The sequence below is a fragment of the Sphingobacterium sp. UBA2480 genome, assembly GCF_002341965.1.
Classification (GTDB): domain Bacteria; phylum Bacteroidota; class Bacteroidia; order Sphingobacteriales; family Sphingobacteriaceae; genus Sphingobacterium; species Sphingobacterium multivorum.
Genome location: NZ_DDPA01000006.1, coordinates 301347 through 322549 on the forward strand (window position 1 = coordinate 301347; position 21203 = coordinate 322549).

The 21203-nt window shown below is 39.3% G+C and carries 17 protein-coding genes; 7 read left to right on the plus strand and 10 right to left on the minus strand.

What is annotated here, in order from left to right; translation table 11 throughout:
* Positions 1-56: 56 nt before the first annotated feature.
* Positions 57-743 (plus strand): hypothetical protein, encoded by a 687-nt coding sequence (locus B3600_RS12970; protein WP_070566050.1) that lies wholly within the window; start codon positions 57-59, stop codon positions 741-743.
* Positions 744-745: 2 nt separating this feature from the next.
* Here B3600_RS12970 and B3600_RS12975 read toward each other — a convergent pair whose 3' ends face one another.
* Entirely contained in the window at positions 746-1750 is a 1005-nt protein-coding gene (locus tag B3600_RS12975; RefSeq protein ID WP_070566046.1) for a YihY/virulence factor BrkB family protein, read from the minus strand.
* Positions 1751-1785: 35 nt separating this feature from the next.
* Positions 1786-3552 carry an AMP-dependent synthetase/ligase gene (locus B3600_RS12980; RefSeq protein WP_070566044.1) on the minus strand — a complete coding sequence of 589 codons (1767 nt, stop codon included), beginning with the start codon at positions 3550-3552 and terminating at the stop codon, positions 1786-1788.
* Between the two features lie 260 nt (positions 3553-3812).
* On the opposite strand from B3600_RS12980, the gene B3600_RS12985 reads away from it, so the two are divergent.
* On the plus strand, positions 3813-4313 hold the full coding sequence (locus B3600_RS12985) for a hypothetical protein (protein ID WP_070566042.1): 501 nt from the start codon (positions 3813-3815) through the stop codon (positions 4311-4313).
* A gap of 58 nt (positions 4314-4371) precedes the next feature.
* Here the strand turns inward: B3600_RS12985 and B3600_RS12990 are convergent, their stop codons facing one another.
* The gene (locus B3600_RS12990) at positions 4372-6117 is read right to left on the minus strand and encodes a M61 family metallopeptidase (RefSeq protein WP_286753197.1); all 1746 of its coding nucleotides are present in this window, start codon (positions 6115-6117) and stop codon (positions 4372-4374) included.
* 318 nt (positions 6118-6435) lie between these two features.
* Here B3600_RS12990 and B3600_RS12995 point away from each other — a divergent pair, with 318 nt between their 5' ends.
* Both B3600_RS12995 and B3600_RS13000 read left to right on the plus strand, forming a co-directional pair.
* Entirely contained in the window at positions 6436-7302 is an 867-nt protein-coding gene (locus B3600_RS12995) for an N-acetylglucosamine kinase (RefSeq protein ID WP_070566035.1), read from the plus strand.
* Between the two features lie 11 nt (positions 7303-7313).
* A complete protein-coding gene (locus B3600_RS13000) occupies positions 7314-7838 on the plus strand; it encodes a glutathione peroxidase (RefSeq protein ID WP_286753198.1) in 525 nt (174 codons plus the stop codon).
* 162 nt (positions 7839-8000) lie between these two features.
* On the opposite strand, the gene B3600_RS13005 is transcribed toward B3600_RS13000, so the two are convergent.
* Positions 8001-9137: a serine hydrolase domain-containing protein gene (locus B3600_RS13005; protein ID WP_286753199.1), complete on the minus strand. Its 1137-nt coding sequence runs from the start codon at positions 9135-9137 to the stop codon at positions 8001-8003.
* A gap of 225 nt (positions 9138-9362) precedes the next feature.
* Here B3600_RS13005 and B3600_RS13010 point away from each other — a divergent pair, with 225 nt between their 5' ends.
* Positions 9363-11879, plus strand: a complete 2517-nt coding sequence (locus B3600_RS13010; protein WP_286753200.1) for a TonB-dependent receptor — start codon at positions 9363-9365, stop codon at positions 11877-11879.
* An 81-nt stretch (positions 11880-11960) separates the two neighbouring features.
* Here B3600_RS13010 and B3600_RS13015 read toward each other — a convergent pair whose 3' ends face one another.
* Positions 11961-12842: a LysR family transcriptional regulator gene (locus B3600_RS13015; protein ID WP_286753201.1), complete on the minus strand. Its 882-nt coding sequence runs from the start codon at positions 12840-12842 to the stop codon at positions 11961-11963.
* Between the two features lie 165 nt (positions 12843-13007).
* Between B3600_RS13015 and B3600_RS13020 the strand changes: the two genes are divergently transcribed.
* Entirely contained in the window at positions 13008-13721 is a 714-nt protein-coding gene (locus B3600_RS13020) for a class I SAM-dependent methyltransferase (RefSeq protein ID WP_286753202.1), read from the plus strand.
* A 296-nt stretch (positions 13722-14017) separates the two neighbouring features.
* Here B3600_RS13020 and B3600_RS13025 read toward each other — a convergent pair whose 3' ends face one another.
* From B3600_RS13025 to B3600_RS13035, 3 genes are read right to left on the minus strand one after another with little or no spacing between them, the layout of a single operon-like run.
* On the minus strand, positions 14018-14473 hold the full coding sequence (locus B3600_RS13025) for an NUDIX domain-containing protein (protein ID WP_046671830.1): 456 nt from the start codon (positions 14471-14473) through the stop codon (positions 14018-14020).
* 38 nt (positions 14474-14511) lie between these two features.
* Positions 14512-15258 (minus strand): hypothetical protein, encoded by a 747-nt coding sequence (locus B3600_RS13030; RefSeq protein ID WP_046671829.1) that lies wholly within the window; start codon positions 15256-15258, stop codon positions 14512-14514.
* A gap of 52 nt (positions 15259-15310) precedes the next feature.
* A complete protein-coding gene (locus tag B3600_RS13035; protein ID WP_286753203.1) occupies positions 15311-16501 on the minus strand; it encodes a DEAD/DEAH box helicase in 1191 nt (396 codons plus the stop codon).
* A 227-nt stretch (positions 16502-16728) separates the two neighbouring features.
* Between B3600_RS13035 and B3600_RS13040 the strand changes: the two genes are divergently transcribed.
* The gene (locus tag B3600_RS13040) at positions 16729-19143 is read left to right on the plus strand and encodes an alpha-ketoacid dehydrogenase subunit alpha/beta (protein WP_286753205.1); all 2415 of its coding nucleotides are present in this window, start codon (positions 16729-16731) and stop codon (positions 19141-19143) included.
* Positions 19144-19200: 57 nt separating this feature from the next.
* Here B3600_RS13040 and B3600_RS13045 read toward each other — a convergent pair whose 3' ends face one another.
* Together B3600_RS13045 and aroC are read right to left on the minus strand one after the other, a co-directional pair.
* On the minus strand, positions 19201-20055 hold the full coding sequence (locus tag B3600_RS13045) for an ROK family protein (RefSeq protein ID WP_286753206.1): 855 nt from the start codon (positions 20053-20055) through the stop codon (positions 19201-19203).
* Positions 20042-21148, minus strand: coding sequence for a chorismate synthase (gene aroC / locus B3600_RS13050; RefSeq protein WP_286753207.1), 1107 nt, complete (start codon positions 21146-21148; stop codon positions 20042-20044). Before aroC ends, B3600_RS13045 begins: the two co-directional genes overlap by 14 nt.
* Positions 21149-21203: the final 55 nt, after the last annotated feature.

Here is a 21203-nt window from a genome sequence, read left to right on the forward strand (position 1 = left end):
ATTTTTTGAACAAAATGCGTTTAATATTGTTGTTATTCAATATTGAACGCATTTAAATGAAACAATTCTTTTTTACTTTTCTCCTTCTTTCTTTGTGTTGGAGCTCTATACGGGCTCAGGGCGGCGTTGATACGATACATTATCGAAAAGTTTACTATTGGGGTACAACCGGAATGGGTTTTCCGATCGGGAAAACCAAAGATATACTTTCGCCAAAGTTTTCGGGTAGTATTGGTTTAGATATATCCCTGAAAAATTCAATGTTTTTTGTATCCCCCACGCTTTATACACTTTCATTTAAGTACAAACAACCCTTAATTGATCCCGATTTCGAATACCGCATAGAAGATGCCAATACGAATTTCTATACTTTTTCATTCTCGGGCGGGATTAGGAAACAGATGCGTAGACTGAATATCTACGGTTTTGCTGGGCCTGGCGTTGGTCTGGCGAGTGAGCCGAGAGCGCGTGTGCTAGCAGATCAAAAGCTCGTCAAGATGGAGAATAAAAATCATCTGAATTTTTCCAGTAAATTGGGGGCTGGCGCAGATTACAAATTTAATGGCTTCTTTTTAGGGCTCGAGCTTGGTTATCTCCATAATTTTAGGAAGATACAGGATAGGCCTGTTAATATTTTTACCGTCATGATCGGGTTAAAATCCGATATCACGCAGATTGGAGACAAAGTCATTGACGTCATCGGTATAGACGGTTCCATCAGTGGTAAAAAAGACAAAAAATAAATTTATTGTTTTAAGACCTGAATGGTGTCTCCAACATGTGCTTCGGCGTCGCTTCCTGTTTTTTTAACTTTTTCCGTCTGTTCAACCGCTACCGCAAATGTGGAAGGCACAATGCCCGCGCCAAATTTAATGGCATAAAACTTGGTGAATTCTGCTCCAAAATACAATATCGCAGCCGAATAGTAGATCCATAATAACATGACAATTATCGATCCTGCGGCTCCATAAAAGCTGGCTGTGGAAGAGAGATTCAGATAGATTGAAATGCCGTACCGGCCTAACATGAAAAGTAAACCTGTAAAAATGGCTCCCCCGAGCATGTCTCTGAATTTTACTTTGGCATCGGGAAGGAAAGAAAAGATAAAGCCAAATAAAATGACAATGACCGAGAAAGTGATGCCTGTATTTACCCACGAGATAAGCGCAATGGGAATAAAGGGAAAATAGGTCATAACTAAATTGGTCACGGCAACGATAACTCCATTGATCATGAGTGAAGCAATTAGTAAAAAGCCCAAGGCGATCACGATGGAAAAAGAAATCAATCTATTGATGATCAATTTTAACCAGCCTTTTTTGGGTTTCGGTTTTACTTTCCAGATATTGTTTATGGAGTCTTGTATATCAACGAATAAGGTCGTAGAGGAGAGAATCAATGTAACAATGCCTATCGTGATCCCCATATTAGATTTATTCTCGAAAGTTATCTTTTGAAGATAGGACTGGATCTGCGTTGTTACATCCTGTCCAAAAAGAACCATGACTTCCTCCAACACCTGATCCTGCGCCGAAGATCCACTCTGAAGATGTTCTCCGTAGAAGAAGCCGATACACCAGATCACAATCATAAGAAGTGGGCCGATGGAGAAGACAGTATAGTAAGCCAATGAAGCACTCTTCTTCATACATTTGTCATCATTGAATCCATTAAAGGCATCAACTAAGACATGCCAAATGTTTTTCCAGTAGGCGAGTGTAAATAAATCTCGTAGTGTAACGTGCTTCATAATAAGATGATCAGCCCCAATAATCGTGCAAATTGCTATTCTTGGTTTTGTTCCTGATACAATTTGTCGATTACGGCTTCGTTCTCTTTTAAAATAATTTTTCGTTTTAAACTCAATTTTGGTGTCAATTGACCGTCGTTGATTGTCCATTCCTTTGGAAGAAGAATAAATTTCTTGACAATTTCCCAATGCCCAAAGTTAGTAGATAATCGGTTAATTTCTTCCTGATATTTTTGGATTACTTCTGGATTTTTGATGATTTCTTCGTTTGAACCACTGGAAATACCTTTTTGGCTTGCCCATTTTGACAGCACATCAAATGCAGGAACAATCAAGGCTCCAGGAAATTTTCTATTTTCTCCGAAAACCATGACTTGTCCGATTAATGTAGATTCCATGAGTTTGTTTTCAATGGATTGGGGGGCAATATATTTACCACCTGCCGTCTTAAACATTTCCTTTTTTCGATCGGTGATTTTAAGGAAACCATCGGATGTTATTTCTCCGATGTCGCCTGTTTTGAAGAATCCATGATCGTCAAAAGCCTCTTTCGTGGCTTCTTCATTTTTATAATAGCCAGTCGTGATACTAGGACCTTTGACAAGGATTTCGCCATCTGAAGCAATTTTAACTTCTAAGTTTTTGAGGGGTTTCCCTACCGTCCCAAATTTCAATCCATTGGGTAAGTACGAGTTTACCGCAATTACGGGGGAGGTTTCAGTTAACCCATAACCTTCGAGCACTTTAAGTCCAGCAGCCCAGAATACACGCGCTAAACGTTCTTGAAGGGCAGCGCCACCTGACACGATAATTTTAATATTTCCGCCAAGAGCTTCTTGCCATTTGGAAAATATGAGTTTTCTAGCAATCGCAAGTTTGAGATTGTAAAGCGGTCCATTTCGTTCAGGTTCTTGAAATTTCAGGCCGAGATCAACAGCCCAGAAGAAAATTTTCTTTTTTAATCCCGTTAAGGCTTTCCCTTTTTCAATAATCTTATCGTATACTTTTTCCAGTACACGCGGTACTGTGGTGAAGACATCCGGTTTGACATCGTTGATATCGGCAACGACATTGTCTAAGGTTTCCGAAAAATAAATCTGAATTCCTTTCGAATAGTACATATATACTACCATGCGTTCAAAGATATGGCATAGCGGAAGAAAGCTTAGCGCCGTTTTGAAATCTGATCGGATGAGATGATTGCAGGCCAAGACGTTGCTGTATACATTTTTGTGGGACAAGTATACGCCTTTAGGGCGTCCTGTGGTACCTGAAGTGTAAATTAAGGTTAGCAGATCATCTTCTGTGACTGCATCACGAAGCGGAGCTAGATCAGTTGAGTCATCTTTTGCTGTTTCGATGAATGTTTTTAGCTGGGTATAATTTTCAATGGCATCAAAAGTATACAGTTGTGGGTGTATACCGTGCTCCCTGATCGCTTGTTCAATACGGTCTGTCAATTCGCTGTTGCTGACAAAGAGTACATTGACATCCGAGTCATTCACGATAAATGAAAGATCCTGTGCAGATAATGTGGGATAGAGGGGAACAGTTGCGAGACCGATTTGATTGCAGGCAAAATCAACTAAATTCCATTCGGGACGGTTGCCGGACATGATTCCGACCCGATCACCTTTTTTGAGGCCTAGTTTAAGTAACGCCCTGCTTAAGGTGTCAATCGCGTCGGTGTACTCTTTGGTAGAATACGTTTTCCACTGGCCGTTTCCATCTCGACCTGCCACCATGATGTCCTTTGCGTATTTTTCTTTATATAAGGTTATAAAGTCAAAAATTCTGCCCATATCACTTGAGTTTATTTGGTTACTACTACATGCTGTGTTGACCTAAATATACAGAAATAAAGTTGGATAATTCGGGATTATTGTCATAACAAATTAAACATTGTTTCGTTATAGCTGTAATGGATATTTACCCTATTGAAAAGGTCCTTCGTAGGGGAACTTCTGGTAAATAGTTTTTATGTGCACTGCAATATATTGCATATAAAAAGCAATTTATCTATGTTTGAAAAAAATGTAAAGCAAAAAAGCGTACGATTTTTATGAGAAAAATATTTTTGGCTGTCGGTGGAATGCTGATGTTTGGAGCATTATCCAATAGAGCTATGGCTCAGTTGGACAATAAGGGTGCTATTGGTGGACGTTTTGGGTCTGCTCAGGGAATTACATATCGTCATACGCTTAACTCGGACCATGCATTGGAGGCTATCATGAGCATTCAGAGCAATTCTGATTTCCGCCGTTTCCGCGTTGTTGGTTTATATGAAATCTATAAACCATTGACTGGAGGATTCAATTGGTATTATGGTTTCGGTGGTAGCGTAGGCTCTTATAAAGAGAAAGATAAAATTATAGATGGTCAACGTCATTCGTTTGACTCACAACTCAATTTAAGTATCGACGGTATTGTTGGTATTGAATATAATATTCCCCAAGCTCCATTTCAGATCTCATTGGATGTAAAACCTTATTTCGATTTTCTAAACGAATCCAGTATCAAATTATTTGATCCGATCGGTTTTTCGGTAAGATATAAATTTTAAAAAAGAATAGCGGGAGACCCCGCTATTCTTTTTTAATTTTAATACTAGTACTTTCGTGTTATGCCATCCAGATTTTACCCAGCAATTCCTGTAAAAAGGTTTGTTCTTTGAGCGGACGGATTTCATAGATCTTTTTATTGCTCTTTCTGATCTGAACAGGGATTTCACGCACTAAACCATCTCGTGCCACCAGGAAGTTTAATGTTTCCCCCTCTTTGGCATGTTGAACAATGAAATCAATTTCCTTGTCTTTCACATCGAGCCTGTTATTATTAATTGCAATAAGTTCGTCTTTTACACTTAATCCAGCGTCATACGCGCCAGAATCTTTTTCCACTGTCGCTACCGAAATTAACCCGTCCACTTTGTTGGTCGTAATGCCGAATGTCAATGTGTTGTTATCAATATTGGTATCCACAATTTCGTAACCAACGAGATTAAAATAATCGTTATAATCCAGTTCTCCGTCCTGATGGGCAGCATTGAAAATGTCGTCTAACGACGTGCCTGCGATGCGTTCAGCAAGGCTTCTCAATTCATTTTCTTCAAATCCGCGATCAAGTTTTAGGTAGAACTCCTCATAAGCCTCACGGATAACATCATCCAATTTTAGTCGACCTTCTGTAGCAGCGATAATTTTAATATCCAACAATGCTGTCAGCATTGCCCCCTTGTTGTAATAGGAAATTCCTGAATTCATCGAATTTTCATCAGGCCTATAATATTTAATCCAGGTATCGAAACTTGAGGCTGCGGCAGACTGTATCGCATGACCCGGTCGGTTCAGTACAATATTGAAATCGTTAGCTAGCAAAGCGAGGTACTCTTTTTCATCATAAAATCCACAGCGTTTAATAATTAAATTATCATAATATGAAGTGAATCCTTCCATGATCCAGAGGCCTGTGGTATAGTTCTCGCCATCGTAATTAAACGGTCCTAATGCTTTTGGACGTAAGCGCTTGACATTCCATAAGTGAAAATATTCATGTGCAACGAGACTCAAATAGTTTTTGTAGCTTGTCTCATTTAAATACGCATTCCTCGACGCTCCCAATACTGTTGAATTGAGATGTTCTAGGCCTCCACCTCCAGATTGGTAATTGTGGGTAATAATGACATATCGCTCATTGGGGTTCGAACCCCAGATGCGGGTTTCCTCTTCGACGATACGTGTGATATCTTTCGTCAGACGGTCTTTATCATAACTACCACCTCCGACCATGGCGCATTCATGCTCGACACCGGCAGCTTGGAATTTCCAGACATCTTGGTTACCCGCTTCGATGGGCGTATCGTATAATACGTCAAAATTTGGTGCATAAAACTTATGTTCTTCAATTTGTTCGAGTCCTGTTGATATACTTGCCCAAGAATCTTTTAGTGCTATGCTGACTGTTGAAGGACTGTCTATACGGCCATCGATATGAAAGAAAGTTGCCGTAGGCACAATAAAAGCATGATCACTATCGAAAAAGTTGGTACGCACAGAAACTTCAAAACCGTATACAGCGTAGATTACTTCGATTTGATCCAAAGATTCTGTGGGTATTCGCCAGGTATTTTTTGAAATTTTCTGATAGGAAATCGTATTTCCTGTTTTGTCAAATGATCGAAATCGTTCTACATTTTTAGCATATTCACGAATTAAATAAGATCCAGGAGACCAAACTGGCATTTTTAGATCGACATAAGGCTGGTTGAGCTTTGTGATGCTCATTTTTACTTCGATGTAATGAGCTTGTGCTTCTGAAAATGATACCTCAAAATGTATTTCGGGTATGTTGAAAGGGTCACTGTCCATGAAAGATGATTTTAGTATGAGCTTACAAAATTACAAGTATCGTACGCTTAACCAAACAAAAAAAAAGATTGTTGGTTCTACAATTATGAATCAGCTGCTTCCTGTCATCANNTGATGACAGGAAGCAGCTGATAGTATCCTCCAATATACATAAATTTATTTAAGAAATGAGGTATAATTCGATGGCAAAATTGCTGCTTTGGATAAAACGACGGTTTTAATTGGGCTGGGGAGATGAAGCAAAAAATCTGTTTTTTATCAGAATTTTTGCTAAGTTTGATACAGTAGTTTATAGGGGGAAAATAATCAAGAATTTGTATGATCTTAGTTGTTGATAGCGGCTCTTCAAAGTCGGATTGGAAGTTGGAATTGCCAGATAGTGCGCCTATCTCATTCAGTACAAATGGACTTAATCCTTTTTTTGTGAATGAAAAGGAAATCACACGTGTTATTAAGGAAATACCCGAAATTATTCCCTATGCCGATGAAGTTACTGAGTTGTATTTTTTTGGTGCGGGATGCATTACGCCCGATCGTCGGGAAATGGTTTCAAATGCATTGACACCCTTATTCGAAAACGCTTACATCTCTGTTGAGAACGATCTTTTTGGTAGTGCCTTAGCGACCTGTGGTAATAAAAAAGGTTATGTAGCGACATTGGGGACGGGGTCTGATTTGAGTTTTTTTGACGGGGAGGAGCTTATGCCCTCACATAATGGAAATGGCTACGTATTAGGTGATGAGGGGTCGGGGGCTTATTTTGGAAAAAATCTGGTCAGGCTTTTCCTATATGGCCGTATGCCGAAAGATCTGAACGAAAAATTTGCGAACAAATACAGAATCAATAAAGAGATTGTCATCAAAAATGTTTATCAAAAAGAACGTCCAAATGCTTTCTTAGCATCTTTTGCGCCGTTCATGTCCGATAATATTACCCATCCCTATATTATAGATCTGGTAAAGAGTGGATTTGAAGAATTTGTTCAAGCTTCAATTCTGACCTATCCCGACTATAATAAATATGCATGTCACTTTGTGGGTTCTATTGCGTATAGTTTTGATTTAATCTTGCGGGAAGTCTGTGAAGCACATCAGATACAGGTAGGGACCATTTTAAAATCTCCTATCAACGAGCTTTTTGATGCGGTATTGGAAAGAGAAAGTAATTCATTGTTAAGTCTTTAAAATAATTAAATATGATTATTGCAACTATTATGGTGTATATGTCAATGTTATTTGGCAATCCCAGCTTTTATGATTTTAAGTTTACGACACTTGAAGGGCAAGAAGTGAAAATGTCCGATTTCAAGGGGAAGAAAATATTGATCGTGAATACAGCCTCGAAATGTGGTTTTACAAAACAGTACAAAGATCTGGAGGAATTGCACAAGACCTATGGCAATAAGCTCGTTATTATTGGCTTTCCGGCAAATAATTTTGGACAACAGGAACCGGGTTCAAATGCGCAGATTCAAGAGTTTTGTGAACAAAATTATGGTGTTGATTTTTTAATGGCCGAAAAGGTCGATGTAAAAGGAGATCAAATTTCACCCTTGTTTAAATATTTGACCGCTCAGGAGAACCCAGATTTTAAAGGTGATATCAAATGGAACTTTGAAAAGTTTTTGATTGATGAGAACGGCAAACTTGTCCATCGTTTCCGTTCTGCGACGAATCCGCTGGATCCTGCTATTGTAAACTGGGTGGAAAACAAGAAATAGTAAAAATAACAAAGTAAAAAAGCTGNNCAGCTTTTTTACTTTGTTATTGTCCAGTTGATACGAAGGCTCCTGGTTTTGCCATAAACCGGGACAAGGCTCTATTTTATGGGTTTGGCTTTCGTTTATTTATTAAACTTTTGCCTATTTGATGTAAGCCGTTGCCTATTCAATGTAAGCATCGTACAGGGCGCTAATGCAGTCTTCAAGCAAAGGGTTGAAGTCATCGCTGTCGGGAATATTGCAGCCGTTTGTAATGACAATAAAGCCATATTTCTTTGCAGGGTTGAAAAATAGTGCACTATAAAGCCCGTAAGCCGAACCCGTATGGCCTGTCAAAGTAATCCCCGGTATAATTTTAGAATTATTCATCATAGCTAATCCATAGCCCGATTCTTTATTTACAGCGGTCTGCATAATCTTCGCATACTTTTTATCGATGATGTTTTTTCCCTTGCTATGGCCGTAATTCATATGCATCATCATGTATTTAGCTAAATCTAAGGCAGATATTTTCATTCCACCTGTCGGAGAGAGCACAGGAGTGCTATAGCCCAAGATGTACTGATTGAGTTCCTCCCGACGTGGATTATAGGCACTGGGTTCTTCATGCGGTGTACCTTTAGCATCAAAGGAATATAAAGGAACAAATCTTCTTTGGTCCAAAGAGTCGATACAATAACCACCATATAGGTTGAGCGGTTTGAGGATATGGTTAACAATATAGCTGTCGACGCGTGTATTGGTCAGTTTCTCCAGAACAGCTCCTGCCATATTAAAATTGAGATTACAATATTGGTATTGTGTGCCGGGTTCATAAAGATTGTAGGAATCTTTCCAATTGGGGTTCTTGGATGGATTGATGACATCTAGGTTGAAGTAACCGTTTTTATCATTGATACTGGAGGTATGGGAAAGGATCATCCGGACGGTGATTTTTTTGCCTGGAAAATTCGGATTTCTGATTGGGAAACCTATCAAATCCCCGAAGTCGTCGTCGAGTTTGCATCGGCCATCCGCTATTAATTGCATCAATGATGTTGCGGTGAATGACTTTGAAATCGAAGCAATCCGAAAGAGGTCATTTTCTCCGAGAGGCGTTTTGGTTTCCAAGTTTTTGTAACCATAATTTTTGTGATACTCAATTTTATTGTTTTTGACGACGACCACACTGAGCCCTACGGCATTATACCGACGCATAATTTCTGTAAGATCATGATCAACCTGTGTGTGCTGGCCCAGCAAAACTGTGGGAACGAATAGAAAAATAAAGACGGCGAGTAGGAGCTTATACTTTCTCATTGGATTGATTAGTTGGGATGTTAGTTCTGGTATAAATGTAAGGAAATACTGATGAATAATAGAAATAGTTACAATGAATCCGTGCAGCATATCATAGTTGCTATACAGCTCAATCATGCTTTATTAGCTTAATAAACTATTTTTATTTAAAACTATTCTAAACAATGAAATAATATCGTATGTTTGCGCCGACAAATAATTTTTACGAACTCACAATTTATTAACATGAAAAGAACTTTTCTAGGACTTGTTTTAAGTCTAGGATTGGTAGGAGCAATTCATTTGGATGCATCGGCGCAAAGTAAGGGGATACATGGCCGTGTTAAAACCAAAGATGGTGCACCAATTGAATCGGCTACAGTAACCATAGTTTCTTTAGGTAGGTCTACTTCGACTTCAGGTGATGGAAGCTTCCATTTCTCTAATCTTCCGGATGGAACCTATACTATTCGGATCAAAAGTATCGGAAATGGAGTCGAGGAGCGTACTATAGAGGTTAAAAATGGAAAGGCGATGGCCGTGAATGTTGCTTTGAATATTTCTGAATCTCAATTGGAACAAGTGGAAGTCGTGGGCTACAACTCGCACAACAGCAAAACAGTGAATGTGGGTAAAGCAGGGATTATTGACCGGGATTTGCCGCAGAGTGTACAAATTATAAACGAACAGGTAATTGCGGATCAACAGGTTAATCGCCTGAGCGACGCGCTAAAAAATGCAAACGGTGTCGCGATGGGAGCGAACCGTGGTGGGGTCAACGAAAATTTTTACGCAAGGGGCTATAGCTTAGGCGGGAATAATATATTTAAGAATGGCGCGCGAACCAATAATGGAGGTTCGATTGAGGCGAGCACCTTAGAATATGTCGAGATTTTAAAAGGAAGTTCTGCTTTGTTGTATGGCGGTGTATCTGGTGGGGCCGTAGTAAACCTAGTGACGAAAAAGCCTAAATTTTATTATGGAGGCGAAGCGTCAATGCGTGTAGGAAGTTATGACTTCTATAAACCAACAGTAGATGTGTATGGTCCAATCTCCAATAAGGTTGCATTCCGGGTTATCGGAACTTATGAAAAAGCGGGTAGCTTTAGGGATCAGGTCACATCAAAACGTACATATATAAATCCTTCTGTTTTATATAAAATATCCGATAAAACTGATCTCAACTTTACATTCGATTACTTAAAAAGTGATTTTACGCCGGACTTTGGAATGGGGACCGTGGATGGTAAGTTGAATAATGAAGTTGGAAGAAACACTTTTATGAATGTGCCTTTTGCTTTCAACAGAACAAATACCTCAAACGGGCAGATCAATTTGAACCATAAGTTTAATGATTCATGGAATTTAAACGCAATAGCAAGTTACCAAACCTACGATCGTGATTACTATGGATCAGATCGGATTCAAGCGAATAAAAATGGAATTGCTCCACGGAATTTAACCCGATCCAAATCAAATGAGTTTACAGCCAATCAGCAATTGAATCTAACAGGAACTGTAAAAACAGGGGCGATCAAGCATAAGATCTTGGTGGGAGCAGATGCCGATCAGTCGCATTCAAATGCGTATGCCTATAAAATTGATGCATCTAAAAATGTGGGCGGTGTATACGATTCTATTTATGTCTTTAATCCCTCGCAAACTGCGCAGCATTTGGCTTCGGGAAATGGACTTCGGACAGATATGCCACAAGCGGATTTATTGACCAAAACAACGACGGATATCTTTCGTTATGGCGTATTTTTTCAGGACCTAATAGAAGTTACTGAACAATTTAAAGTGTTGGCTGGTATTCGCTACACGTATCAGCGTACACCGAATTCGGAAAAGTATACTTATGCGACGAATCAATCGGAAGAGATTATTAATCTAGATGGTCAAAAAAATCCGATTGGAGCAAAAGTGGATAAAGCATGGTCGCCTAAATTTGGATTGATCTATCAGCCGATCCGCTCATCAAGTGTCTATGTCACTTATGCGAATAACTTTACATCGAATTCGGGATATGATGTGAATTATCAACCGATGGCTCCCTCCATCATCGATCAGTATGAGGCCGGTGTGAAAAATGACTTTTTCAACGGTAGGTTATCCGCAAATGTTGCTTGGTATAGAATTAACAACAATCGCTTTGCCCAACAGTTATTGGTGCTTCCGAATGGAACAAGCAATAGCGATGCAAATATGAAAGAATTTTCTGGAAAGACGGCTTCAAGCGGATTGGAAGTTGATGTTACTGGAACCTTACTTCCAGGACTGAATGTAATTGCAGGTTATTCCTACAATTATATGCGTTATACCGAAACCAATCCGATTTCAAGTTATACAACCATCGTTGATGGTAAGGAGAAAGTGACTGAAATTTCTGGGAACGAAGAAAATGTACGTCTGGTAGGAACCACAGCACATACGGCTAATGGAACCGTGTTTTATACCATTCAAAATGGGACAGTTAAAGGACTGAAATTAGGTTTTTCCGCATTTTATACAGGTCGACGTAATGCAGGTTGGAATAATACTAAGATCAATGTACGCGATGGCCTCAATCGTCTGATCTCTGTTAGTCCATTTACGACCATAGATTTCTCCGCTGGTTATGCTTATAAAAACTGGAGTATTTTGGGTAAATTATCCAATATTACCAACGCGTTTAATTATTATATCCATGAAAACTATAGTGTGAATCCGATTCCACCGCGTAGTTTTATGGCAACATTGGCTTATAAATTCGAGAAGAGATAGTGCTACTCTTTAACATAAGACACGGAGTTCACATTTTGTGGACTCCGTGTCTTTTATATGGGCAAGCGTAGGATAAACTTTTTAGGATGCATTAAAATTGAGGTACTCTCTTTGAATACATTCTATAAATTCGCCTAATGCACTGTTTTTACTTTTTATATTAGAGACCAGGATCACTTCTGTTTTGCTATCCATATCTTCAAGCTTCATGATTTTTAGGTTTAAATGCGGGTATTGTTTGATGGTGGAATAGGGGACGACTGCCAGGCCCAACCCCTGTGCTACCAACTCAAGGATGGAAGACATCGAATTGCTCTGGTGTACAATCTTAGGTTCGAAGCCCATGCGATTACAGGTGTTAATAACAAGCCGGTGATATTCGGAGGCGTATTTCTGATTGAAAGAAATGAAACTTTCATTAAAAAAGTTGATCGCATTAAATTCCACCTGTGAAGGACCTACAATCACCATAGGGTCTTCGAAAAGAGGAGTGGTCAGCAATTCATTTGAATAAATTGGAGCGCGCATGATGCCTAGATCCAATTTTCCATTTTCCAACGCCAGCTTTTGCTTCTGTGTCGAAGTTTCAAAAAGACTAACCCTTAAGTATGGAAACTTTTGTTGAATTTGCTTCAATACTGTAGCAAGCATCTTTTTTGGTGTTGAACTGATATAGCCTAGTTTGAATTCTCCGGAGATATTGTTGTGAATCTGTTTGGTGATCGTTTTGCTGTGCTCTATGTTCTGCAGAATCTCTAACACTTCCTCCAAAAAGTATTTACCTGCTTCAGTTAGCTCGACACGTTTGTTGGTCCGGAAGAAAAGAATAACACCCAATTCGTCTTCTAGATCTTTAATCTGCCGGCTTAATGGGGGCTGGGACATAAATAAGCGTTCTGCTGCTCGGCCAAAATGAAGCTCTTCGGCTACTGTTTTGAAATAAATGAGATGTCGGATTTCCATCGATACTTTTTTGGTATGAATTGATGACAAAATAAATATTTTTAATGAATTCCAGTTAGTCCTACCTTTAAATTATTAAAAATTAATGGATGAAATGCCCGACGGACTGTAAGATACAGCTGTAGGGGGAATCTATCTGAACTTTAGAGCATAAACAATTTAGAGATGAACAAAGCTACACTACAGGAGATTGAAACACGGTTTGACAATGATGTCGAACGGTTCTCAAATTTAGAAACAGGTCAAGCAACCACATTGGATGCGGTATGGAATATGGAGCTTATTACGGATGCCATTGTCAGTCTTTATCCAAACGCTCAAAATATATTGGACATTGGATGTGGGGCTGGCAATTACGACGTAAAACTATTGCAAAAATTGGAGTCTAATCCAAATGTTAGTCTGTTGGACCTGAGCCAGCCCATGTTAAATAGGGCAAAGAAACGCGTTGGAAAATTGACCAACGGAGAAATTCATTTGATTAAAGGCGACTTTCGTACTGCTGCTTTGGAAGAAGACAAATTTGATGTCATCGTCGCAACATCCGTTTTACATCATCTTCGAGATGATAAAGATTGGGAAAATGCGTTTGGCAAGCTGTTCCGCTTATTGAGAACCGGGGGAAGTGTGTGGATTTTTGATTTGATTGAGCAAAATAATGAACAGCTTCAAAAATTAATTTATAGAGAAAAATATGGTGAATACTTAACTAGCCTGAAGGATGAACAGTACCGTGATCATGTTTTTGACTATATTGAACACGAGGATACACCAAGATCGCTGATTTATCAACTCAACTTATTGACACAAGTTGGCTTTAAAAATGTTGATGTTTTACATAAAAACCTTTGTTTTGCTTCTTATATGGGATTCAAATAGGGGCTGGAAAAAAGTGTAAAATAAATAAGGCGATACGGGGAGTATCGCCATAAAATCACACTAACTATTAAAAAACCTATAGGACTAGGAATTTACAAATTCAATAAACCAATGTATGTCTCATCCCACGCTCCTCTACTTTTATTCCTCGTCACATGCGAGATGTCAAATAAATAATAAAATGTAATTATTAAGGTCAATACTTTAAAAAAATCAAGTATTTCCATTGGTTTACGTAAAGATATGTCTTTATTTTTTAAATACAAATAAAAATGATGAAAATTGAAAAATTATTATTATTTGACCGTTTTTAAGAATTCTTCCCAGGCGATCTGATCTGTTTTGAAGGTCAAATCTTCCGTTAACACCGATTCAATCGGTACCCATCGAAAAGACTGAAGCTTATTATCTTCAGGTTTCTGATCAGGATCGAAGTCAAAGGCTTTGGTAGTCGTTCTGATCTGAATAGCTGAGGTATTCTTGACCTGATAGTAAATCGATATGATTTGGCTATCGTTAAAACTTGATTTCTCATAAAAGTCTGTGGTGTAAATATGTTTAACCACAGCAATGTCAAAAGCACATTCTTCCTGATACTCCCGGATCAAAGCATCCAATAAGCCTTCCCCGTATTCTAAGCCCCCACCAGGGAATTTGGTAAATGAAACATTTTCCGTTCTTTCGTCGCTGATCAATACCTCTTGATTTTCATTGATCAATATTCCGTACACTCTTACGTTAAATGGAAACATGGATTAATTATGTTTGTATATATTTTAGTTTCTGTCTTTTACAGTGGCATAAAACCATTGTCTACTGCAAATTCATCCAATCCGATATAAGAATAATGTCTCGGAAGAAACCAGCCAATTGCTTCCATGATGTTGGTGAATTCTTTTTCAGTCCTGAATTGGTTCGCAGCGATATTGAATGCCAAATCTTGTGAAGCATTTTCTTCATCTTTATAATTACGCGCAATGAGCATCACCTTTGCATTCTTTACGCCATAATAATCTAAAAATTCACGTAATTGGTTGCGGACAGCCTGTGGAAGAATGGTCTCGGCAGGTTGCCCCACTAATATTTCTTCATCTTGACCGATAATCGTTTGTTCATTTTTCTTTGAGAAAACACTATCATCTGTATAAAACTCTCCGTTTAAAAAGTAGTTAACCAAGTCGCCGTAGGTGAATACCCAGTCGGGGTTTTCATTTTGTGTATTGATAGCAATACCAAAACCTTTTGGCAACACGTAATCCTTCAGCCGATTTTTAATGACAAAGGCCTGAAAGTTCTGATCTTTCGGAACACTTTCGAGTTGAAAATAGGGGAACCCATCAGGACCAACAACCACTTCTGTTTCTGCTAATTTTAAGGTGCATTCAGCAATATTAGCCAGAAAAATATCACGCCACTCTTCATCCCGCTCTTCAAAGGGAACTTCCATCAGGCTATTTATTATAATCGTTTTTTCCAGGTCTCCCAAACGATTATCATTCGCATTGTTGCTATCGTCAAATAAATGTATTGTACTCATCTCGGATTGTGATTTTTTGATTTGCTGGTAAAAGTAAAAGAATATTTATTAATTAACGACGTTTTCTTGATTTCGAACCGCCTTTTCGTTGATTGTTTTGGCTGCTAGAACGCATTTTCTCCCAGCTCAATAAATAAGGATGTTGATCGTCAATTTTAATTTGCCGTTTTAAGGATAACTGTAATTTTATCCACTTTTCATTGTCCTCCGCATCGCAAAAGGTAAATGCTTTTCCCTCTGCTTCCGAACGACCTGTTCGACCGATTCGATGCGTATAGAGCTCGGCGGAATCCGGAATTTCGTAGTTGATGATAGCTTCTAGATCCGGAAAATCTACTCCTCGAGCCAAAAGGTCCGTCGCAATTAATACACGTACCTCTTTTTGTCTGAATTTAGCAATAATCTCTTCTCGTTTTTGCTGCGCTATATCGCCATATAATGCCGAGCAAGAAATGCCATTTCGATCTAAATCTGTTGCGATGCGTTCGACAGCATGAACTGTTCGCGTGAAAACGATTACTTGCTGTGCAATACGGTTTTCAAGGAGATAACGCAGAAGGGTCTTTTTATCATTTTTATCAACATAGAGGACAGATTCTTCTATTTGACCCTTTTTGGCCGTTGTTTCTAGGTTGATCTCAACAGGGGTACTTAATCTTTTTCGAACAATTTTTTCGATTTCAGGGGTTTTCGTAGCTGAACTGAAAATGGTTTGTCTCTCAGCAGGCAATGTGCTGATGATTTTATTGATTTCTTTCGTGAAACCGAGATCTAACAATTGATCGAATTCATCGATCACCAGGATATCTATCGTTTTTAGATCGATAATGCCTTGTTCAATAAAATCCAGCAAACGTCCTGGAGTCGCAAGGACCATCTGGGCTTTCGGATAAACGTCGAGTTGACTTTCATAAGTTCCGCCACCATAGAAGCTGGCGATAGTCAACTCCATTCCATCGATAAGCCCCGATATGCGTTGTTTGGTCTGTATACAAAGTTCCCGTGTAGGAAGGAGTATAAGGACCGATAAGTGATCTGGGGTAATCTTGGTTCGTAAGCGCTGAATAATAGGGACGGCGAAAGCCTCCGTTTTTCCCGTGCCGGTTGGGGCAATCGCCAAACAGTCTCTACCTTCTAAAATGGCGGGGATAGCTATTTCTTGAATAGGTGTAAGCGAAGAAAGCTTTTGTTTTTCAAGATTAGCGATAAGGATTTTATCGAGTTTAAGTGCTGAAAAATTCAAAATAATGAATGTAAAACCCAAAAATAAAAATTAAAAAGGACAATGGTGTTTTTGCCTGCTGATTGGAATTAAAAATCTGTAAAAATTAGGATTTTTTGTCAAAAAGTACTAATTTGAGAAATTAGAATATTCTATTTCAAATCTGAATTATTGATTATCAATTTATTTGATAAACACCAATTATATAGAATAATATTTTTGTTAAATTTGTTGAAACAAAAAAGAATATGTTTGATACTGCATTTGACCAAAACAATGAATCTATTTCCACTTTGAGCTTTGACGAGTTCAAAAAGATTATTGTGAATGATTATCGAACTGCCTTAGAAAGTCGTTACGTGAGTTTATTGGGACGTAAAGAAGTGCTTACAGGTAAGGCTAAGTTTGGTATTTTTGGCGATGGAAAAGAATTGGCACAAATCGCGATGGCTAAAGTTTTCAGAAATGGGGACTGGCGGTCGGGATATTACCGTGACCAAACATTTATATTTGCTTCTGGCATCAGTGATGTCTATCATTTTTTCTCTCAATTATATGCCCATCCCGATGTTGAGGCAGATCCTTCTTCTGCAGGAAGGCAAATGAACTGCCATTTTGCCACGCGTGTTGTGGACGACCAAGGTAACTGGTTGGATCAAATGGTTCAGAAAAACTCGTTTTCAGATATTTCGACCACTGGCGGTCAGATGGCTAGATTGCTGGGCTTGGGCCTGGCTTCTAAGTTGTATAAACAGAATAGAAATTTAGACTATCTATCTTATTTTTCAAATAAAGGAAATGAAGTTGCATTCTGCACTATCGGAAATGCTGCTACTTCTGAAGGCGTATTTTTTGAAGTCATCAACGCCGTAGGTGTTCACCAGATTCCAACAGTGATTTCTATTTGGGATGATGGGTATGGGATATCTGTGCCTAATGAAATTCAAACAACAAAAGGAGATATCTCCGAAGTCCTCAAAGGTTTTCAGAAGGAAGACCTAACAAACGGGATCGAGATATTCAAAGTGAGGGGATGGGATTATGCGGGTTTATGTGAAACCTACGAGCAGGCCGCCCAAATTGCTCGCGAAAAACATATTCCATGTCTGATTCATGTGACCGAATTGACGCAGCCTCAAGGACACTCTTCTTCAGGTTCACACGAACGGTATAAATCGCAAGAAAGATTGCAATGGGAAACTGATTTCGATTGTATCGCGAAAATGAAAGAATGGATCTTAAGTTCTGGTATTGCTACCACAGAAGAATTGGATCAATTGGATCAACATGCTAAAGACCATGTTCGTCAAGAACAAAAACGAGCTTGGGCCGATTATATTAAAACGTTGAGCATCGAAGCTCGGGAAGCTATTGATTTACTTCAGGGTATTCCAAATGAGCGGGCTGATTTTGCGTCAAAGAAATTGCAATCGATGGTTGAGCCTTCTTTGAAAGAAGTTTATGGCCAGGTTCGCAAGGTATTGCACGAGCTTAAAGGTCAGCATAGCGACGGGCGCCAGCAATTATTAAATTGGTACAAAGAGAAGCAGGAACTGAATGAGAAACGTTATAATTCAAAATTATTTACAGATGGTGTAGATTCACCTGCTCACGTGACGGTCGTACCTGCAGTCTACAGTGAAGAAGCTAAAGTGGTCGACGGACGTGAGGTCTTGAATCTATGTTTTGAAGAGAACTTCCGGCGTGACGAACGATTATTGGCGTTTGGAGAGGATGTCGGTAAGATTGGAGATGTGAATCAAGGTTTTGCAGGTTTACAAGAAAAGCTAGGTGTGCATCGTGTATTTGATACCGGTATTCGGGAGAATTCAATTATAGGAAAAGGACTAGGTTTGGCAATCCGTGGACTTCGCCCAATTGCTGAGATCCAATACCTGGATTACCTAATCTATGGTATTACAGTAGCAAGTGATGATTTGGCAAGTTTAAGTTATCGCACCTTTGCAGGTCAGAAAGCACCATTAATTATTCGTACACGTGGCCATCGATTGGAAGGTATATGGCATTCCGGATCGCCCATGTCAGTAATTTTAGGATCTTTGAGAGGTCTGCATGTATGTGTGCCGCGTAATATGACCCAGGCAGCAGGTATGTACAATACGTTGTTCCGCTCTGACGAACCTGCTATCGTTGTCGAATGTCTGAATGGGTATCGTCTAAAAGAGCGTCTACCAGAAAACGTTGGTGAATTTACTGTGCCAATCGGTTATGCCGAATGTGTTAAAGAGGGGCGGGATATCACGGTGGTATCCTATGGGTCAACTTTACGTGTTGTTGAAGAAGCGGCCGTGGAATTGGAACGTTTGGGGATATTCATCGAAATTATTGATGCACAAACATTGCAGCCTTTTGACAAAGGAAAACTTTGTGCTGAATCGCTGAAGAAAACAAATAAACTACTTATTGTGGATGAGGATGTGCCCGGTGGGGCCTCAGCTTTCATCTTGCAAGAGATATTAGAGAAGCAAAATGGCTACTATCTATTGGATAGTCAGCCGAGGACACTGACTGCAAAAGCACATCGTCCGCCATATGGCTCAGATGGGGATTATTTCTCGAAGCCATCTTCTGATGATGTTGTCGAGACAGTGTATGCAATTATGCATGAAGCTAATCCAGAAAAATATCCATCTATGTTTTAATAGATGGATATCTTTTTGCTTTACTAAGCTAAATATTCCAACGGCTGGGATGATATTTTAATTGAATATACTCGCAGCGCCAATCATAGCGGCTTTTTCACCAAGTATTGCTGTATAAATTTGAAATCTTTCAAATTCACTTCGGTCACCAATGAAAATAGGTAGCGCTTTGGCGATATTGCCACCGACTATAAATATTTCAGCAGCATGTTTCTCTGCGAAGAACTGCATAAAATCAAAGAGATGTTTAGCATATTCATCTTTGATGATTTGAAATTCCTTAGTTTCCCGATGATGATCTAAAATATCTTTAAGTCCCGTAACATCTTTTCCTGATACTTCTTTGAAACGTTTGATGAACCACCGTGTGACAAGAAATTCTTCGAAAATACAATCTTCGTAAGGGCTGTTCCATAGGGCGGCATCATAGGCTTTTTCACCTTGATTCCATACCGCAGATCCAAGTCCAGTACCCAACGTAATTCCTAATATCCGCTTGTTTGTTTGCAAGTTCTGTACGAATATTTCACCTTGTAGGAAGGCTGCTGCGTCATTGATAAAGTGGATAGACGTAGGCGGAAGTCCCAGCTCTTCAGCTAAAAGCGCTTTGACATCCATGTTGTACAGATTGTCATATTTGCTTTGTCCCTGTATCTTAGATATTCCATTTTCGTAGTCAAAGGGTCCCGGCATAGCAATGCCGATGAACTGAATAGGAGCCGGTGAGGTGGCTATGATATCGCGTATAGTTGATGCCCAGGTTTGTAAAATCGTTTTAGCATCTCCTTGAGAAAAAACGTGGTTTCTGGCCACGTTTTCTAAGTATATATTCCATTGTTTTGTGTCAATGATACAGGCAGAAATATGTGTGCCTCCAATATCAACACCTACGACATAATTATCTTGCAGCATGTTTGTAACTTTGATTTTTAAGTAGATGATCCGCGATTACAAGTGCTGCCATAGCTTCCACAATAATTACTGCTCTCGAAACAACACAAGGGTCATGTCTCCCCTTGCCACTTGCAATAGCAGGGTTGCCATGGATATCCACTGTTTCTTGATCTCTCATGATAGTGGCAACAGGCTTAAATGCTACTTTGAAAGTAATATCCATACCATTTGAAATCCCGCCCTGAATCCCTCCAGAAAAGTTGGTATGTGTGTGCACTCGATTTAAATCATGGTCATCTGCTACAAATATATCATTATGTTCGGAACCTCGCAACTCCGAACCTGCAAAACCTGAACCATATTCAAAACCATGTACCGCATTGATGCTTATCATTGCTTTAGCAAGGTCTGCATGGAGCTTATCAAAGACCGGTTCGCCTAATCCCACAGGCACATGTCTGATGACAGCCGAAATACGTCCGCCAACGGTGTCACCTGCTTTTCTGACCGAGTCGATAAACTCAACCATTTCATTGGCTGTCGCTGGATCTGCACAACGTGCGATGTTGGCTTCCCGCAACTCAAGCAAAGCTTTGAGGTCTTTGGTATCTACATTTGGCGCCTCAATAGTACCTACTCCCGAAACGTGGGCAAAGATTTCGATGCCAAATTGATTCAGAAAGCTTTTTGCTACAGCACCAGCAGCAACACGGGCAGCGGTTTCCCTCGCTGAGGACCGTCCACCGCCACGATAGTCACGTATGCCATATTTCATCTGATAAGTGAAATCAGCATGGGAAGGTCTGAAAATATCTTTGATATGGGTGTAATCTTTCGAACGCTGGTCTTCATTTGGAATAACAATTGCTATTGGTGTTCCCGTTGATTTGCCCTCGAATACGCCAGATAAGATTTGTGCAGTATCACTTTCTTTTCTTTGTGTCGTGATCTTAGATTGACCGGGTTTTCGTTTGTCGAGCTCAGACTGGATAAATTCCTCGTCTATTGTTATATTTGAAGGGCAACCATCAATAATTACACCTATAGCTTTGCCGTGTGATTCGCCGAAAGTGCTAATTCTGAATAAATCGCCAAATGAATTTCCTGCCATAAAAATTAAATTTCAATAAACTTAGATAAATTTGCCTTTAAATGCAATTCTAAAG

Coding starts and splice junctions, on each gene's coding strand:
- B3600_RS12970 (WP_070566050.1), top strand. CDS start 57: ATGAAACAATTCTTTTTTACTTTTCTCCTTCTTTCTTTGTGTTGGAGC.
- B3600_RS12975 (WP_070566046.1), bottom strand. CDS start 1,750: ATGAAGCACGTTACACTACGAGATTTATTTACACTCGCCTACTGGAAA.
- B3600_RS12980 (WP_070566044.1), bottom strand. CDS start 3,552: ATGGGCAGAATTTTTGACTTTATAACCTTATATAAAGAAAAATACGCA.
- B3600_RS12985 (WP_070566042.1), top strand. CDS start 3,813: ATGAGAAAAATATTTTTGGCTGTCGGTGGAATGCTGATGTTTGGAGCA.
- B3600_RS12990 (WP_286753197.1), bottom strand. CDS start 6,117: ATGGACAGTGACCCTTTCAACATACCCGAAATACATTTTGAGGTATCA.
- B3600_RS12995 (WP_070566035.1), top strand. CDS start 6,436: ATGATCTTAGTTGTTGATAGCGGCTCTTCAAAGTCGGATTGGAAGTTG.
- B3600_RS13000 (WP_286753198.1), top strand. CDS start 7,314: ATGATTATTGCAACTATTATGGTGTATATGTCAATGTTATTTGGCAAT.
- B3600_RS13005 (WP_286753199.1), bottom strand. CDS start 9,137: ATGAGAAAGTATAAGCTCCTACTCGCCGTCTTTATTTTTCTATTCGTT.
- B3600_RS13010 (WP_286753200.1), top strand. CDS start 9,363: ATGAAAAGAACTTTTCTAGGACTTGTTTTAAGTCTAGGATTGGTAGGA.
- B3600_RS13015 (WP_286753201.1), bottom strand. CDS start 12,842: ATGGAAATCCGACATCTCATTTATTTCAAAACAGTAGCCGAAGAGCTT.
- B3600_RS13020 (WP_286753202.1), top strand. CDS start 13,008: ATGAACAAAGCTACACTACAGGAGATTGAAACACGGTTTGACAATGAT.
- B3600_RS13025 (WP_046671830.1), bottom strand. CDS start 14,473: ATGTTTCCATTTAACGTAAGAGTGTACGGAATATTGATCAATGAAAAT.
- B3600_RS13030 (WP_046671829.1), bottom strand. CDS start 15,258: ATGAGTACAATACATTTATTTGACGATAGCAACAATGCGAATGATAAT.
- B3600_RS13040 (WP_286753205.1), top strand. CDS start 16,729: ATGTTTGATACTGCATTTGACCAAAACAATGAATCTATTTCCACTTTG.
- B3600_RS13045 (WP_286753206.1), bottom strand. CDS start 20,055: ATGCTGCAAGATAATTATGTCGTAGGTGTTGATATTGGAGGCACACAT.
- aroC (WP_286753207.1), bottom strand. CDS start 21,148: ATGGCAGGAAATTCATTTGGCGATTTATTCAGAATTAGCACTTTCGGC.